A 15,333-nucleotide genomic window follows, 5' to 3' on the forward strand; every position below is an offset into this window, starting at 1 on the left:
GAGCCGTCACCCCGGTCGGCCGAGAAGTCGCTCCGGCTGGCCGAGGCGTCAGTTGCGTCGGCCGAGCGGGCAGTGCACTGCCGACTCGGCCGACGCAACTGNCGGTCACCGAGGCGTGGTGGGAGCCCGGCGGCGGGCGGCGGGTCGCCCGCTTCCAGCTCGTCGGGGTCGACGGCCGCGCCTGGCTGGCCACCTTCGACACCGACCACTGGCTCACCGAAGCCAGCTACGACTGATGGGCTCGGCTGATGGGCTGGAACAACCCCGAGATCCCGTGGAAGGAGCTGGAGCGGCGACTGTCGGGCCGCCCGCCGAAGGATCCCTACGGCGATGCGCCGATCTCGCGCCGCAAGAAGCGGCTGACCGATGAGGAGGTGCGCGGGCCGGAGGGCCCGGTGGTGCCGTACGCCGAGCTCCACGCCCACTCCGACTTCTCCTTCCTCGACGGAGCGAGCTCGCCGTCGGCTCTGGTCGCCGAGGCGATTCGGCAGGGGCTGCGCGGGATCGCGATCACCGACCACGACGGCTTCTATGGGGCGCCCGCCTTCGCGGAGGCGGCGCAGAAGCTGGGCCCGGCCGGTGAGAGCGACCGGTTGCGGACCATCTACGGCGCCGAGCTGTCCCTCGGCCTGACCAAGCCGCAGAACGGGATCGCCGACCCCGAGGGCAGCCACCTCCTCGTGCTCGCCCGGGGCGTCGAGGGCTACCGGCAGCTGGCCGGCGCGATCACCGAGGCGCAGCTGCGCGGCGACGAGAAGGGCCGGCCGGCCTACGACCTCGACGAGCTCGCCGACCGGGCTCGCGCCGGCAACTGGCTGATCCTGACCGGGTGCCGCAAGGGCACCGTACGTCAGGCCCTCACCGGCACGGGCCCGATCGCCGCGGCCCGGGCGCTGCGCGACCTCACCGACAGGTTCGGCCACGACAACGTCGTCGTCGAGCTGACCGACCGCGGCCATCCGACCGACTCCTACGACAACGACCTGCTCGCCGGCATCGCCCGCGAGGCCGGCCTGCCCACGGTCGCCACCAACAACGTCCACTACGCCACGCCCGACCGGCACCGGGTGGCCGACGCGCTCGCGGCGGTCCGCGCGCGGCGCACCCTGAGCGACATCGCCGGCTGGCTGCCGGCCGGCCCGGTGGCGTACGTCAGGTCGGGGGAGGAGATGGACCAGCTCTTCCGGCGCTACCCGGGGGCGGTGGCGCGTAGTGTCGAGATCGCCGAGGAGTGCGCCTTCGACCTGCGCAAGGCCACCCCGAAGCTGCCCAAGCGCGGGATCCCCGAGGGCGAGACCGCCGCGAGCCGGCTGCGCCACCTGACAGAGGAGGGTTTCGCGGAGCGCTATGCGAAGGCGTACGCCACCGACCCGGAGTTCGTCGAGAAGGCCCGCAAGCGGGTGGAGCACGAGCTCGACGTCATCGAGCGCAAGGACTTCCCGGGCTACTTCGTGATCGTGCACGACATCGTCGAGTTCGCGCGGAGCGAGAAGATCCTCTGCCAGGGGCGAGGGTCGGCGGCCGCATCCGCGGTCTGCTACGCCCTGGGGATCACCGCGATCGACCCGGTCTTCTACAAGCTGCCGTTCGAGAGGTTCATCTCCGAGCACCGGGAGGAGGAGCCGGACATCGACGTCGACTTCGACTCCGACAAGCGCGAGACGGTGATCCAGTGGGTCTACGACACCTACGGCCGGCGCAACGCCGCGCAGGTCGCGAACATCGTCGGCTACCGGCCGAAGATGGCGGTCAGGGACGCGGCCAAGGCGCTCGGCCACAGCCCCGGCCAGCAGGACGCCTGGTCCAAGCATCTCGGCTACTCCCGCGTCGAGGCACCGGACGACGTCGGCATCCCCGCTCCGGTCCTCGCGCTGGCCGAGGAGATCCACGGAGCCCCGCGCCATCTCGGCATCCACTCCGGCGGCATGGTGCTGACCGAGGAGCCGATCGGCGAGGTCGTACCCATCGAGCGTGCCCGCATGGAGAAGCGCACCGTGATCCAGTGGGACAAGGACGCCGCCGAATACATGGGGCTGGTGAAGTTCGACCTGCTCGGGCTCGGGATGCTGGCGGCGCTCGACCACATGATGCATCTGGCTCTCGAGCACCTGGGGGAGGGCTGGACCCTGGCCACCATCCCCAAGGAGGAGCCGGCGGTCTACGACATGCTCTGCCGGGCCGACTCGATCGGGGTCTTCCAGGTCGAGTCGCGCGCGCAGATCGGCACCCTGCCGCGCCTGCAGCCGCGCTGCTTCTACGACCTGGCCATCGAGATCGCGCTCATCCGGCCAGGGCCGGTGCAGGGCGGGGCGGTCCATCCCTACGTACGCCGGGCCACCGGGCGCGAGGAGGTCAGCTTCGCCCACGAGCTGCTGGAGCCGGTGCTGGAGCGCACCCTCGGGGTGCCGTTGTTCCAGGAGCAGCTCATGGAGATGGGTCGCGTCCTGGGCGACTTCAACCACGACGACGCCGATCTGCTGCGCCGGGCGATGGGCTCGAAGCGTGGTCTCGAGCGGATCGACTCGCTCAAGGAGCAGCTCTATGAGGGCATGCGAGCCAAGGGGATGACCGAGGAGACCGCCGAGGCGGTCTACACCCAGATCCTCTCCTTCGCGAACTTCGGCTTCGCCGAGTCCCACGCGCTGAGCTTCGCCAAGCTCGTCTACGCCTCGTCGTGGTTCAAGCTCCACTACCCGGCCGCGTTCCTGGCCGGCCTGCTCCGCGCCCAGCCGATGGGCTTCTACTCACCGCAGTCGCTGACCCAGGACGCCCGCCGCCACGGAGTGGAGGTACGCCGCCCCGACCTCGTCCTCAGCCAGGCCGCGGCAGACCTGGAGCCGCTCGATGTCGACCTCGTGTCGCCGACCGGGAAAGAGGACTGCCGGCTGGACGGCGAGAAGACCCCGTGGGTGCCCGGCACCCCCGACCCGACCCCGGAGCACCGGCGTGACGGCAACTTCGCGGTGCGGCTGGGCCTGGACTCCGTACGCGGCATCGGCAAGGACGTTGCCAAGCGGATCGTGAAGGCCCGCGAGGAGGCGCCGTTCAAGGACTCCCTCGACCTCTCCCGTCGCGCCGGACTGGAACGCGCCCAGCTCGAGGCGCTGGCGACCGCCGGATGTTTGGAGGTGTTCACATCGAGCCGTCGCCAGGCGCTGTGGCAGGCGGGCTGGACCGAGACCGAGGACCAGCTCGAAGGGGTGCGGTTCACCGCCGAGACCCCTGCGCTGCCCGGCCTCGACCCGGTCGAGGAGACCCTCGCCGACCTGTGGGCGACCGGCGTGACCCCCGGCAGCCATCCCTTCGCCCATCTCCGGGCCGGCCTGACCGCTGCGGGGCTCCCGAAGATCAGCGACCTCCCCACCTCGGAGCCCGGCCGGCGCATCACCGTCGCCGGCCTGGTCACCCACCGCCAGCGTCCCGGGACCGCGGGCGGCGTCACCTTCATCAACCTCGAGGACGAGACCGGCATGCTCAACGTCGTCTGCTCCGCCGGCCTGTGGAGGAAGCACCGCAAGATCGCCGTCTCCACCTCCGTCATGCTCATCCGCGGCATCCTCGAGCGCAACGACGGAGTCACCAACCTGGTCGCCGACCGCCTCGCCCCGCTCGAGGAGATCCACCCCGAGGCCGCCAAGGCCATCGCCTCCCGCCACCGCTCCCGCGACTTCCACTGACTGCCGAGGCGTCAGCTAGGTCGGCCGAGGCGTCACTCCCGTCGGCCGAGACGGCAGCCGGTGACCTCTCGCGCGACGTACGTGACCTCTCGGCCGACGCGGGTGACGCTTCGGCCGACGGGGGTGACGCCTCGGCGCTAGCCGGCCGCCTGGAACATCTCGAAGGTCGTACGCCGCCGCTCCTCGAACCCGAGACCGAGGTAGACCGAGATGGCGCCGGTGTTGGCGACCGAGGCATGCATCAGCGCACGAGAGCCGCGGGCGTGGATGTCGGCGGTGACCGCGAGGACGAGGCGGCTGGCCAGGCCGCGGCCGCGTGCCTCGGGCGCGGTGCAGACGGCGCTGATCTCGATCCAGCCGCCTGGGTGCATCCGCTGGCCGGCCATCGCGACGAGGCGGCCCTCGTGGCGCAGCCCCAGATACGTACCCATCGTGTGGGTCGACTTCTCGAACGGTCCAGGCTCGGTGCGGGCGACGAGGTCGAGCATCTCGGGTACGTCGGCGGCTCCGAGCACGACCGCCTCGGGATCGGGCGCGGCAACGACCCGTGACGTCTCGACGAGCTGGACGCCTTCGCCGCCACCGACCATCTCCCACCCGTCCCCGCAGACACCGGCCGCGCCGGTGATCAGCGCGGTGCCGCCGGTTCCGACGGCCGCGGCCAGGTCGCGCCACGCCTGCGGCTCGCCCGGATCCGAGACCGCGGCGAAGGGCGAGACGTCGGGACGGTAGCGACGGGCGAGCCCCGAGCCCTCGGCGAGCGAGGCGTGCGCACCGGTCAGCGAGTGCCAGACCGGGTTGTCGAGAACATCGTCGAGAAGAAGATCAGGCTGCGAGACGGACACGCCGGAATTTTCCCACCACCCCTCCTGTCACGGTTAACCCTTTTCGACAGGTGGATCGATAATGGAGGGGTGCCTTCCGCTCTGCCTCCCGGCGACCCCGCCCCCACCGACGGGTCACTGCCGGCCGAATCGCTGAGCACGCTGGGGGAGAAGGGGCTGGGCTTCTACGTCCACGTCCCGTTCTGCACGGTCAGGTGCGGCTACTGCGACTTCAACACCTACACCGCGATCGAGCTGGGCCCCGGCGTGAGCCGGCAGACGTACGCCGACCAGGCGATCGAGGAGGTCAGGCTGGCGCGCCGGGTGCTGGCCGACAGTGACAAGCAGGTGGACACCGTCTTCTTCGGCGGTGGCACCCCGACGCTCCTGCCGGCGAGCGACCTGACCGGCATGCTCGGTGCGATCAGGGACGAGTTCGGCCTCGCCGACGACGTCGAGGTGACGACCGAGGCCAACCCCGACTCCGTCGACCTGGACTACCTGCGCACCCTGCGCGAGGGCGGCTTCACCCGGCTCAGCTTCGGCATGCAGTCGGCCGTCCCCCACGTACTCGAGACCCTCGACCGCACCCACGACCCCGAGCGGGTCCCGCTGGTCGTGGAATGGGCCCGCGAGGCCGGTTTCGAGCAGGTCTCCCTCGACCTCATCTACGGCACCCCGGGCGAGTCGATCGACGACTGGCGCACCAGCCTCGACGCCGCGCTGGCCAGCAACCCCGACCACATCTCGGCCTACTCCCTCATCGTCGAGGACGGCACCGCGCTGGCCCGACGCGTCAGAAGAGGCGAGATCGAGATGCCCGACGAGGACGACCTCGCCGACAAGTACGAGCTGGCCGACGCCACCCTCCGAAAGCACGGCCTGGCCTGGTACGAGGTCTCCAACTGGGCCACCGACGAGTCCCAGCGCTGCCGCCACAACATGCTCTACTGGCAGGGCGGCGACTGGTGGGGCGTCGGCCCCGGCGCCCACAGCCATGTCGGCGGCACCCGGTGGTGGAACGTCAAGCACCCCAAGGCGTACGCCGACCGCATCGGCGCCAAGCAGAGCCCCGCCCACGCCCGCGAGATCCTCGCCGAGGAGGACCGGCGGGTCGAGCGCGTCCTGCTCGAGCTGAGGCTCGCCGACGGCCTCCCGACAGAAGCCCTCGACGACGACGGCCGTGCCGCTGTTCCGGAGCAGGTACGCCGCGGCCTGGTCACCGTCGCCGACGACACGATCTTCCTCACCGAGACCGGCAGACTCCTCGCCGACGCGGTGGTCCGAGACCTGCTCCCCTGAGCATCCCTGAGTCCGGGACCTTGGTCCTGATCGAAGGATCAGGGGTGATCCTGATTGGTAAAGAGGGCCTGACGGGGGAGAGTGGAGCCATGGCAACCACAACTCTTTCCCGTCCCAGCAACGACAAATGGATCGCCGGCGTCTGCGGCGGTCTCGGCGCCCGTTTCGGCATCAACTCGAACCTGATCCGGCTGGCCTTCGTGATCTCCTGCCTGCTTCCCGGACCGCAGTTCATCGTCTACATCGTGCTGTGGATCATCATGCCGAAGAAGTCGTCCTACTGACGACAGGCTCAGACGGGCTCGGTCACGAAGTCGATCAGCTCCTCGACCCGCCCGAGCAGGGCGGGCTCCAGGTCGCCGAACGAATTGACCCGGCCCAGGATGTGCTTCCACGCGCGCGCGATGTCGGCCTGATCGCGGTGGGGCCAGCCCATGTGCTGGCAGATGCCCTTCTTCCACTCGATCGAGCGCGGCACGTTCGGCCAGGCATCCAGCCCGAGCCGGGCCGGCTTGACCGCCTGCCACACGTCGATGAACGGGTGACCCACGATCAGCACGTGCTGACCGACCGCGGAGCGCCGGATCGACTCCGCGATCCGGGCCTCCTTGGACCCCTTGACCAGGTGGTCGACGAGCACCCCGACGCGGCGCTCGCGGCTGGGACGGAAGTCGACCAGGTGGTCGGCGAGGTCGTCGACACCACCCAGGTATTCGACGACGACACCCTCGATCCGCAGGTCGTCGCCCCAGATCTTCTCGACGAGCTCGGCATCGTGACGCCCCTCGACGAAGATCCGCGACTCGCGCGCGACCCGGGCCTTGACGTTGTCCACGGCCACCGAGCCCGACGCGGTGCGGGTCGGCTTCGCGGGGGCGGTGCGGGTCACCGGGGGAGTGAGGATGACCGGCTTTCCCTCGAGCCAGAAGCCCGGCCCGAGCGGGAACGTACGCCGCTTGCCCTTCCGGTCCTCCAGGGTCAGCGTGTGCAGGTCGCGGTCGATCCGCACGATCTCGCCGACGAAATCGGTCTCGACCTCCTCGACCACAGCGCCCAGCTCTGCGGGAGTCTCGACGGCACGCCCGTTCTTGGGCTTGCGCCAGTCGCCGGCCAGTACGTCGGAGCCGTAGCGATCGCTCATCCGGAGAACGTTAGTGGAGTCAGCAGCGAGAACCGGTGAGTACGCGCCCGAGCTGCTCGAGAACCTCGTCCGGCGTGGCCGCGGTCTCCGGGAACCGGAAGGTCACGTGGTGGCCGCCGTCGAGGGTGATCCAGGAGACGTCGACGCTCTCGGCGGTGAGGTTGGAGAGGCGTACGCCCACGATGTGACGCGGCCGCAGCCCGAGCCGTGCGGAGAGCGAGCGGCACAGGTCCGTCTGGTGCTCGTCGTTGGCGTGGGCCGTGATGCGGACCAGCAGATCGTCGGCGATCATAGGACTCTCCAGTGGGGCGGAAGCAGTGCAACGAATGGCTCTAAGGTCAGCCTAACCTAAGGCTATCTCGATGACGAGAGGAGTGTTCCGTTCCACAGAGCGGAGCGGCCACCGGAAACTGGTGCCTGTGACGCGAACCGGTAGGATTGGCACTCGCACGGAATGAGTGCCAGGCAGCCAGAGCGATAGGAGGGCAGATGCAGAACGAACGCAGGCTCTCCGTCCTCAGGGCGATCGTCGAGGACTATGTGAAGACCGAGGAGCCGGTCGGCTCCAAGGCGCTCGTGGAGCGTCACGGTCTGGGCGTCTCACCGGCGACGGTACGCAACGACATGGCCGCGCTGGAGGAGGAGGGCTACATCACCGCCCCCCACACCAGCGCCGGCCGGGTGCCCACCGACAAGGGCTACCGGCTCTTCGTCGACCGGCTGACCACGGTCAAGCCGATGACCGCGGCCGAGAAGCGCGCGATCGCCGGCTTCCTCGACGGCGCGGTCGACCTCGACGACGTCGTCAGTCGCTCGACCCGGCTGCTCTCCCAGCTGACCCGCCAGGTCGCGGTGGTGCAGTACCCGACCCTGAGCCGCTCGACCGTCCGCCACGTAGAGCTGGTCGCGCTGGCCCCGACCAGGCTCCTCCTCGTGCTCATCCTCAGCACCGGCCGCGTCGAGCAGCGACTGCTCGAGGTGACCGAGGAGGTCTCGGAGGAGACCCTGGCCACGCTGCGCGCGAAGATCAACACCGCGGTCGCCGGCGCCGTCATCGCCGAGGCCGGCGAGGCGCTGCGCACGATCGCCCAGCCGGCCGGCGAACCCGCCGACGCCCCGCAGGACCCGCTCGCCTCCGCCGTGGCGGAGGCCCTGATCGAGGCGATGAACGACCACCGCTCCGACGAGCGGATCTCCATCGGCGGCACCAGCAACCTGGCCCGCTTCGGCGACAGCTTCGACACCGCCGTGCGCCCGCTCCTGGAGGCCCTCGAGGAGCACGTCGTCCTGCTCAAGCTGATGGGCGAGGCGACCGCGGGCGGCCTGGTCACGGTGCGGATCGGCGCCGAGGGCCCCTACCAGGAGCTGTCGCAGACCAGCGTGGTCGCGACCGGCTACGGACCTGGCGACGAGGCGCTGGCCACGCTCGGCGTGGTCGGCCCCACCCGGATGGACTACCCCGGATCCATGGCGGCGGTGCGCGCGGTGGCGCGCTACCTCTCCCGGATCCTCGACGAGGCCTGAGCAGCAGATTCGATTCAAGGAAGATCAGCGAACTTCGATGGCAGGAAGACCGACGTTGGACCCCTATGAGCTCCTCGGTGTCGACAAGGACGCCGACGACGCAACGATCAAGAAGGCGTACCGGAAGCTGGCGCGCCAGTACCACCCTGACGTCAACCCCGACGCCGAGTCGCAGGAGAAGTTCAAGGAGATCTCCCACGCCTACGAGGTGCTGAGCGACCCGCAGAAGCGGGCTGCGTACGACCGCGGTGGCGACCCGTTCGCGGGTGGTTTCGGCGCCCAGGGCGCGGGCTTCTCGTTCACCGACATCATGGACGCCTTCTTCGGGGGCGCCGGTGCGGGCACCGGTGGCGCCGGACGTGGCCCCCGTCCGCGCGTACGCCGCGGGCAGGACGCCCTCATCCGGCTCGACATCGACCTGGCCGAGGCCGCCTTCGGCGTCACCCGCGACCTCAAGGTCGACACCGCGGTCGTCTGTGACACCTGTGGTGGCGAGGGGGCCGCGGAAGGCTCCCACCCGGTCCCGTGCGAGACCTGCCACGGCCAGGGTGAGGTCGCGGTCGTGCAGCGCTCCTTCCTGGGCGAGATCCGCACGCTGCGCCCGTGCTCGGCCTGCAACGGCTTCGGCACCGTCATCCCCGACCCGTGCCGTGACTGCAGCGGCGAGGGCCGGGTGCGCTCCCACCGCACCCTGACCGTGAAGATCCCGCCGGGCGTCGACGACGGCACCCGGGTGCAGCTCGCCGAGCAGGGCGAGATCGGCCCCGGTGGCGGCCCTGCCGGCGACCTCTACGTCGAGATCCACGTCGCCAAGCACGCCACCTTCACGCGGAGGGGCAACGACCTGCACTGCACCGCGAAGGTGCCGATGACCGCGGCCGCGCTCGGCACCACGCTCAACCTGCCGACGCTGGAGGCCGACCTCGTCGGCGAGGGCGCCGACCAGATCGACCCCGAGGACGCCTCGATCCAGATCGACCTCAAGCCCGGCACCCAGTCCGGCACCGACCACGTCCTGCGTGGTCGCGGTGTGCCCGGTCTGCGGGGCGGTCGCGGCGACCTGATCGTGACCATCAACGTGGAGACCCCCACCAAGCTCGACCTCGAGCAGGAGGCGCTGCTGCGCCAGCTCGCCGAGATGCGTGGTGAGGAGTCCGTCCAGGGTCAGCTCAAGGCGGCTCACAAGGGCGGCGTCTTCTCCTGGTTCAAGGACACCCTCAACGGGCACTGATCCACGATGACCCTTCCTGTTCACCTCGTCGAGTCGCTCGTCGGCACCCGTGTCGGCGACGACATCGAGGTGAGCGGTGACGAGGGCCACCACGCGGTGGTCGTACGCCGCCTCCGGGTCGGCGAGGAGGTCGTGCTCACCGACGGCGCCGGCGAGGGCGTCACCGGCACGATCACGCAGACCACCAAGAAGTCGATGACCGTACGCGTCAACGAGATCATCCTCGGCGACGCGCCGCCCGAGCCCGCGCTGACGGTCGTCCAGGCACTGCCCAAGGGCGATCGCGGCGAGCTCGCCGTCGAGATGCTCACCGAGATCGGCGCCGCCAGCATCGTCCCGTGGGCGGCGACCCGCTCGGTCGCCGTCTGGAAGGGCGAGCGCGCGGTCAAGTCCCTGGCCCGCTGGCGGGCCACCGCGAGGGAGGCCGCCAAGCAGTCGCGCCGGCTGTGGCACCCCGAGGTCGAGCCGCTGGCGACCACCGACGCGGTCGTGGCCAAGATCGAGGCGGCCGACGTCGCCGTCGTGCTCCACGAGGAGGGCACCCTCCCGCTCGGCGCCGTCCCCGTCATCGACGAGGGCACCATCCTGGTCGTGGTCGGCCCCGAGGGCGGCCTGACGGAGGAGGAGATCTCCCTGTTCGAGAAGGCCGGCGCCACCACCATCCGCCTCGGCGGCGAGGTCCTGCGCACCTCGACCGCCGGCGTCGCCGCCTCCGCCGCCCTGTTGGCCCGCACCCGCCGCTGGGACTGACCACCGACCGACCGCCGACTGCTCGGCGTGGTGGGTTCGTCCTTCGGGGATGCCGGGTGAGTATGGAGGCATGAGGAGCACACGTACGCGTCCGGCGGGCGCCATGATCGCTCTTGCTCTCTGCGGCGTGCTGGCTGCCGGGTGCGGCAGCAACGATGCCGTCGCCGAGGATCCGGAGGTCTCGACCCAGCCGTCGGAGGAGCCATCCGTGCTGCCACGCACCTCCGGCCTGATCACGCTGGCGGCGCCGGCCGAGGGGGCGACGGTCTCCGACAGCTTCGAGGCCTCGGGCAAGGCCAACTCTCCCGAGGCGAACGTGCCGTGGGAGGTCCGCGACACCACTGGCGAGACGGTGCTCGAGGGGGCCGCGACGGCCGAGGGCTGGGTGGACAAGCTCTACCCGTGGAAGACCACGGTCGACGTCTCCGAGCTCGAGCCCGGGACGTACCTCTTCATCGCTCGCACCGACGACACCTCCGACGGCGAGGGGAAGCCTTCTGAGGAGGTTGGCGCCCGGATCACCGTCGAGTAGGAGATCATCGCTACCGTGATCCTCACCGAACGGCAGCTCAACCGGACCCTCCTGCTCCGCCAGCACCTGCTGTCGCGGGCCTCGCTCACCCCGGCCGAGATGATCGAACATCTGGTCGGCCTGCAGGCGCAGGAGTCGATGCCGCCGTTCTTCGCGCTGGCCGCCCGGCTGGAGTCGTTCGACCCCTACGCGCTCAGCGCACAGCTCGAGTCGAGCGCGCTGGTCCGGCTCTCCTCGCTGCGGTCGACGATCCACATGCACACCGCCGCCGACGCCGCGCTGATCAGGGCCTGGACCCAGCCGGTCCACGACTTCTACACCCAGCGGGTCGAGATCGTCCGCCCGGCGGCGCAGCTGAAGGGCTTCGCGGAGGCGGCCGAGGACGTACTCGCTCTCGGGGCGCTGCCCAACGCTGCCCTCGAGGCAGGTCTGGTCGAGCACTTCCCCGACGTCCCGGCCAAGGCCCTCGGCCTGCGGGCGCGCAACGAGCTGCCGCTGGTCCAGCTGCCGCCGCGAGGCCTGTGGAAGGGCTCGGGCGGGCTCGTCTACGACCTGCTCCCGCGCTGGACGGGCGTGCCGCCGGTGGCCGTGGACGACGTCGTCCCGACGCTGGCGCCGGAGATCGTACGCCGCTACCTGCGCGCATTCGGGCCGGCGACCGCCGCCGACATCACCACTTGGTCGTCGCTGACGCGCCTGGGCCCGGTGGTCAAGCGGATCGAGGGGCTGGTGACCTACCGCGACGAGGCCGGCAAGACCCTCTACGACGTCCCGGACGCTCCGCTCGCCACCGGCGAGGAGCACGCTCCGGTGCGGCTGCTGGGCAGGTTCGACAACGTCTGGCTCTCGCACGCCAACCGGGAGCGGATCACCGCCAAGGGGACCCGGAAGGAGTGGGGCATCGGTGGCGGCGGCGCGGTCATCATCGGCGGTGGCCACCTCATCGGTCTCTGGAAGCCGGTCGACGGCAAGGTCGAGGTCGTCAAGCTGCTCCGCGACCTCACCCCGGACGAGCGCGACGAGCTCGCCGAGGAGACCGTACGCGTCGAATCGCTGCTCGCGAGCTGACGCCCGAACTATCCAGTAGGAGAGGGGCCGAGCGCCCGCGTACCATGGACGCATCAGCCTCGTGACGAGAAAGGGCCCGCTCCGGGCATCCATGACCGATCGACACCCAAGTCCGCTTCCGACCGACACCTCCGACCAGGGGGTCTCCGCTACGACCAAACACACGGTGGTCGTTCCGAACAGTGTCGACATGGTGACCGTCCTCGGTCCGGCCGATGAGCACCTCGGGATCATCGAGGCCCACTTCGACGCAGACGTGCACGTGCGCGGCAACCGGATCACCCTCCACGGCGCCCCCAGCGAGATCGCGATGATCGAGCGGGTCCTGGAGGAACTGGTCCAGATCATCCGCACCGGCCAGGGCGTCAGCGGCGAGACGGTGGAGCGGGTGATCGGCATGCTCCAGGCCGACACGACCGAGAAGCCGGCCGATGTGCTGAGCCTCAACATCCTCTCCAACCGCGGCCGCAGCATCCGTCCCAAGACGCTCAACCAGAAGCGCTACGTCGACGCGATCGACAAGCACACGATCACCTTCGGCATCGGCCCGGCCGGCACCGGCAAGACCTACCTGGCGGTCGCCAAGGCGGTCCAGGCGCTGCAGACCAAGCAGGTCACCCGGATCATCCTGAGCCGTCCGGCGGTCGAGGCCGGCGAGAAGCTCGGCTTCCTGCCCGGCACCCTGACCGAGAAGATCGACCCCTACCTGCGCCCGCTCTACGACGCGCTGCACGACATGATGGACCCGGAGCTGATCCCCAAGCTGATGGCGTCGGGGACCATCGAGGTCGCCCCGCTGGCGTTCCTCCGCGGGCGAAGCCTCAACGACTCCTTCATCATCCTCGACGAGGCGCAGAACACCACGCCCGAGCAGATGAAGATGTTCCTGACCCGCCTCGGCTTCGGCTCGAAGATCGTGGTCACCGGTGACGTGACCCAGACCGACCTCCCCAACGGCCAGAAGTCCGGGCTCCGGGTCGTGGAGGGCATCCTCGACGACGTCAAGGACATCAGCTTCAACAACCTGACCAGCCACGACGTCGTACGCCACCGGCTGGTCGCCAAGATCGTCGCCGCCTACGAGGAGCACGACGTGCAGAGCCAGGGCCGGGCCTCCGGAGAGGTTCGATGAGCACGGAGATCATCAACGAGTCCGAGCAGGAGATCGACGTCGAGCACGTCGCCAAGCTTGCTCGTTTCCTGCTCGAGCAGTTGCGCGTGCACCCGCAGGCCGACCTCCGGATCAAGTTCGGCGACGAGGCCACGATCACCGCGCTCAACGAGCGCTACTTCGACACCGAGGGCCCGACCGACGTGCTGTCGTTCCCCGGTGACGAGCTGCTCCCCGGCCGCCTCGACGAGGAGCCGGAGGAGGGCGACCTGGGCGATATCATCATCGCCCCGACGATCGCGGCCAAGCAGGGCGAGGCAGCCGGCCACGGCACCGTGGCGGAGATCGAGCTGCTGACCACCCACGGCATCCTCCACCTGCTCGGCTACGACCACGTGGACCCCGACGAGCACGCCGAGATGTTCGGGCTGCAGGCCAAGCTGCTCAAGGCCTGGGGCTCCTCGGCCACCGCACCCGAGTAGGAGCACCACCAACACCCATGGACGATGCGAGGCTGCTGATCGCAGCCGCAGTTCTGGTCCTGATCGCCGGCATCTTCTCAGCCGCCGACGCGGCGCTCAGCGCCTTCTCCCGCGCCCGGGCCGCGGAGCTGGTCTCCGAGGGCCGTGCCGGCGCCAAGCGCCTGGTGGCGGTGGTCGGCGACCCCGCCCGCTACGTCAACACGGTGCTGCTGCTCAGGATGCTGTGCGAGATCGGCGCGACCGTGCTGGTCGCGCTGTGGGCGTACGACCTCTACCAGGGGCGCTGGTGGCCGACGGTGCTCACCACGACCGGGACGATGACCGTGGTCTCCTTCGTGGTCATCGGCGTCGGTCCCCGCACGCTGGGGCGCCAGCACCACGAGGGCATCGCCCTCGCGGTCGCCGGCCCGATCGGCGCGATCACCGCCATCCTCGGCCCGATCCCGAGCCTGCTGATCATGCTCGGTAACGCGCTCACCCCCGGCAAGGGCTTCCGCAAGGGCCCGTTCTCGACGGAGACCGAGCTGCGCGAGCTGGTCGACATCGCCGAGGCCTCCGACCTGATCGAGGCCGACGAGCGCCGGATGATCCACTCGGTCTTCGAGCTCGGCGACACCCGTGCCCGCGAGGTGATGGTGCCCCGCGGCGACATCGTCTTCCTGGAGCGCCGCAAGACCCTGCGCCAGGCGCTGTCGCTGTTCCTGCGCTCGGGCTACTCCCGGATGCCGGTGATCGACGACAGCCTCGACGACATCATCGGGATGGTCTACCTCAAGGACGTCGTCGCGCGAGACTTCGAGGCGCCGGAGGTCGAGACCACCCAGCGGGTCGAGTCGCTGATGCGCAAGCCGACCTGGGTCCCCGACTCCAAGCCGGTCGACGAGCTGCTCGCCGAGATGCAGCAGCACCGCCAGCACATCGCGGTGGTCGTCGACGAGTACGGCGGCACCGCCGGCCTGATCACCATCGAGGACATCCTCGAGGAGATCGTCGGCGAGATCACCGACGAGTACGACATCGAGGACCGCGAGCCGCTCCACCTCGGTGACGGCTCCTGGCGGGTGCCCTCGCGCTTCCTGGTCAGCGACCTCGAGGAGCTCATCGGCCTCCCCGTCGAGGAGGACGACGTCGACTCCGTACGCGGTCTGATGGCCAAGCATCTCGGCCTCGTGCCGATCCCCGGGACCGAGGTCGAGGCCCACGGGCTCTGCTTCGTGGCCGAGGAGGCTGCCGGCCGGCGGAACAAGATCGGTACCGTACGCATCAGCGTCGTCGTCCCGGCCGAGACCGGGGCCGACGACGAGGACGAGCAGAGCGAGAAGACGGACAGGAAGAAAGAGGCACATGCCCGAGCAGAGTGAGCTCACCGCGGAGGACCGCAAGCTGGTGACCCTGGCCCGGGCGACGCGTGCCCGCACCGGCGCGGCCGAAGGAGCAGCCGTACGCGACCTCGACGGCCGCACCTATGCCGCTGCCACCGTGGACCTGCCCTCGCTCCAGGTCTCCGCGATCGGCGTCTGCGTGGCCATGGCGGTGGCCTCCGGCTCCAAGGGCCTCGAGGCCGTGGTCGTGCTCGGCGAGGCCGAGGAGGCCTCCGCGAACGACCTCTCGATCGTCAAGGAGTTCGCGGGCGAGGACGTCCCGGTCCTCGTCGGCGACCCGCGCGGCAACCTCCGCTGAGTCCCTGCGGG

General features: G+C 70.2%; 15 protein-coding genes. 12 read left to right on the forward strand and 3 right to left on the reverse strand.

Going from position 1 to position 15,333, the window contains the following annotated elements; all coding sequences use genetic code 11:
• Positions 1 to 248: 248 nt before the first annotated feature.
• Positions 249 to 3,677: an error-prone DNA polymerase gene (locus ACFX43_RS11490; protein WP_378820784.1), complete on the forward strand. Its 3,429-nt coding sequence runs from the start codon at positions 249 to 251 to the stop codon at positions 3,675 to 3,677.
• A gap of 137 nt (positions 3,678 to 3,814) precedes the next feature.
• On the opposite strand, the gene ACFX43_RS11495 is transcribed toward ACFX43_RS11490, so the two are convergent.
• On the reverse strand, positions 3,815 to 4,522 hold the full coding sequence (locus ACFX43_RS11495; RefSeq protein WP_378820786.1) for a GNAT family N-acetyltransferase: 708 nt from the start codon (positions 4,520 to 4,522) through the stop codon (positions 3,815 to 3,817).
• Positions 4,523 to 4,591: 69 nt separating this feature from the next.
• Between ACFX43_RS11495 and hemW the strand changes: the two genes are divergently transcribed.
• The gene (gene hemW / locus ACFX43_RS11500) at positions 4,592 to 5,803 is read left to right on the forward strand and encodes a radical SAM family heme chaperone HemW (protein WP_378820789.1); all 1,212 of its coding nucleotides are present in this window, start codon (positions 4,592 to 4,594) and stop codon (positions 5,801 to 5,803) included.
• Positions 5,804 to 5,892: 89 nt separating this feature from the next.
• Positions 5,893 to 6,087, forward strand: a complete 195-nt coding sequence (locus ACFX43_RS11505) for a PspC domain-containing protein (RefSeq protein ID WP_091048517.1) — start codon at positions 5,893 to 5,895, stop codon at positions 6,085 to 6,087.
• Positions 6,088 to 6,095: 8 nt separating this feature from the next.
• Here the strand turns inward: ACFX43_RS11505 and ACFX43_RS11510 are convergent, their stop codons facing one another.
• Together ACFX43_RS11510 and ACFX43_RS11515 are read right to left on the reverse strand one after the other, a co-directional pair.
• On the reverse strand, positions 6,096 to 6,944 hold the full coding sequence (locus ACFX43_RS11510) for a DUF3097 domain-containing protein (RefSeq protein WP_378820792.1): 849 nt from the start codon (positions 6,942 to 6,944) through the stop codon (positions 6,096 to 6,098).
• A 19-nt stretch (positions 6,945 to 6,963) separates the two neighbouring features.
• Complete coding sequence (locus ACFX43_RS11515) at positions 6,964 to 7,236, reverse strand: hypothetical protein (RefSeq protein ID WP_378820795.1); 273 nt, start codon at positions 7,234 to 7,236, stop codon at positions 6,964 to 6,966.
• Positions 7,237 to 7,433: 197 nt separating this feature from the next.
• On the opposite strand from ACFX43_RS11515, the gene hrcA reads away from it, so the two are divergent.
• The 9 genes from hrcA (at position 7,434) to ACFX43_RS11560 (ending at position 15,322) form a co-directional block, all read left to right on the forward strand.
• Positions 7,434 to 8,468 (forward strand): heat-inducible transcriptional repressor HrcA, encoded by a 1,035-nt coding sequence (gene hrcA, locus ACFX43_RS11520; protein WP_378820798.1) that lies wholly within the window; start codon positions 7,434 to 7,436, stop codon positions 8,466 to 8,468.
• A gap of 37 nt (positions 8,469 to 8,505) precedes the next feature.
• Positions 8,506 to 9,699, forward strand: a complete 1,194-nt coding sequence (dnaJ, locus tag ACFX43_RS11525) for a molecular chaperone DnaJ (protein ID WP_355227967.1) — start codon at positions 8,506 to 8,508, stop codon at positions 9,697 to 9,699.
• A gap of 6 nt (positions 9,700 to 9,705) precedes the next feature.
• Positions 9,706 to 10,449, forward strand: a complete 744-nt coding sequence (locus ACFX43_RS11530; RefSeq protein ID WP_378820801.1) for a 16S rRNA (uracil(1498)-N(3))-methyltransferase — start codon at positions 9,706 to 9,708, stop codon at positions 10,447 to 10,449.
• Between the two features lie 70 nt (positions 10,450 to 10,519).
• Positions 10,520 to 10,981, forward strand: coding sequence for a Gmad2 immunoglobulin-like domain-containing protein (locus ACFX43_RS11535; protein ID WP_378820803.1), 462 nt, complete (start codon positions 10,520 to 10,522; stop codon positions 10,979 to 10,981).
• A 15-nt stretch (positions 10,982 to 10,996) separates the two neighbouring features.
• Positions 10,997 to 12,049, forward strand: coding sequence for a winged helix DNA-binding domain-containing protein (locus tag ACFX43_RS11540; RefSeq protein ID WP_378820804.1), 1,053 nt, complete (start codon positions 10,997 to 10,999; stop codon positions 12,047 to 12,049).
• 91 nt (positions 12,050 to 12,140) lie between these two features.
• The gene (locus ACFX43_RS11545) at positions 12,141 to 13,181 is read left to right on the forward strand and encodes a PhoH family protein (protein WP_378820806.1); all 1,041 of its coding nucleotides are present in this window, start codon (positions 12,141 to 12,143) and stop codon (positions 13,179 to 13,181) included.
• Positions 13,178 to 13,642 carry an rRNA maturation RNase YbeY gene (gene ybeY / locus ACFX43_RS11550; protein WP_378820808.1) on the forward strand — a complete coding sequence of 155 codons (465 nt, stop codon included), beginning with the start codon at positions 13,178 to 13,180 and terminating at the stop codon, positions 13,640 to 13,642. The genes ACFX43_RS11545 and ybeY overlap by 4 nt, the downstream gene beginning before the upstream one ends.
• Before the next feature lie 17 nt (positions 13,643 to 13,659).
• Positions 13,660 to 15,003, forward strand: coding sequence for a hemolysin family protein (locus tag ACFX43_RS11555; RefSeq protein WP_378820810.1), 1,344 nt, complete (start codon positions 13,660 to 13,662; stop codon positions 15,001 to 15,003).
• Complete coding sequence (locus tag ACFX43_RS11560; RefSeq protein ID WP_378820812.1) at positions 14,987 to 15,322, forward strand: cytidine deaminase; 336 nt, start codon at positions 14,987 to 14,989, stop codon at positions 15,320 to 15,322. The genes ACFX43_RS11555 and ACFX43_RS11560 overlap by 17 nt, the downstream gene beginning before the upstream one ends.
• Positions 15,323 to 15,333 lie beyond the last annotated feature (11 nt).

Origin of the sequence: Nocardioides sp. YIM B13467 (genome assembly GCF_042788075.1) — a bacterium.
In the GTDB taxonomy this organism is placed as follows: Bacteria; Actinomycetota; Actinomycetes; order Propionibacteriales; family Nocardioidaceae; genus Nocardioides.

Bases quoted from the DNA above. Each gene is read 5' to 3' on its own strand.
- ACFX43_RS11490 (WP_378820784.1), top strand. From the start codon at position 249: ATGGGCTGGAACAACCCCGAGATCCCGTGGAAGGAGCTGGAGCGGCGA.
- ybeY (WP_378820808.1), top strand. From the start codon at position 13,178: ATGAGCACGGAGATCATCAACGAGTCCGAGCAGGAGATCGACGTCGAG.
- ACFX43_RS11515 (WP_378820795.1), bottom strand. From the start codon at position 7,236: ATGATCGCCGACGATCTGCTGGTCCGCATCACGGCCCACGCCAACGAC.
- ACFX43_RS11555 (WP_378820810.1), top strand. From the start codon at position 13,660: ATGGACGATGCGAGGCTGCTGATCGCAGCCGCAGTTCTGGTCCTGATC.
- ACFX43_RS11505 (WP_091048517.1), top strand. From the start codon at position 5,893: ATGGCAACCACAACTCTTTCCCGTCCCAGCAACGACAAATGGATCGCC.
- ACFX43_RS11510 (WP_378820792.1), bottom strand. From the start codon at position 6,944: ATGAGCGATCGCTACGGCTCCGACGTACTGGCCGGCGACTGGCGCAAG.
- hrcA (WP_378820798.1), top strand. From the start codon at position 7,434: ATGCAGAACGAACGCAGGCTCTCCGTCCTCAGGGCGATCGTCGAGGAC.
- dnaJ (WP_355227967.1), top strand. From the start codon at position 8,506: ATGGCAGGAAGACCGACGTTGGACCCCTATGAGCTCCTCGGTGTCGAC.
- ACFX43_RS11560 (WP_378820812.1), top strand. From the start codon at position 14,987: ATGCCCGAGCAGAGTGAGCTCACCGCGGAGGACCGCAAGCTGGTGACC.
- ACFX43_RS11530 (WP_378820801.1), top strand. From the start codon at position 9,706: ATGACCCTTCCTGTTCACCTCGTCGAGTCGCTCGTCGGCACCCGTGTC.
- ACFX43_RS11535 (WP_378820803.1), top strand. From the start codon at position 10,520: ATGAGGAGCACACGTACGCGTCCGGCGGGCGCCATGATCGCTCTTGCT.
- ACFX43_RS11545 (WP_378820806.1), top strand. From the start codon at position 12,141: ATGACCGATCGACACCCAAGTCCGCTTCCGACCGACACCTCCGACCAG.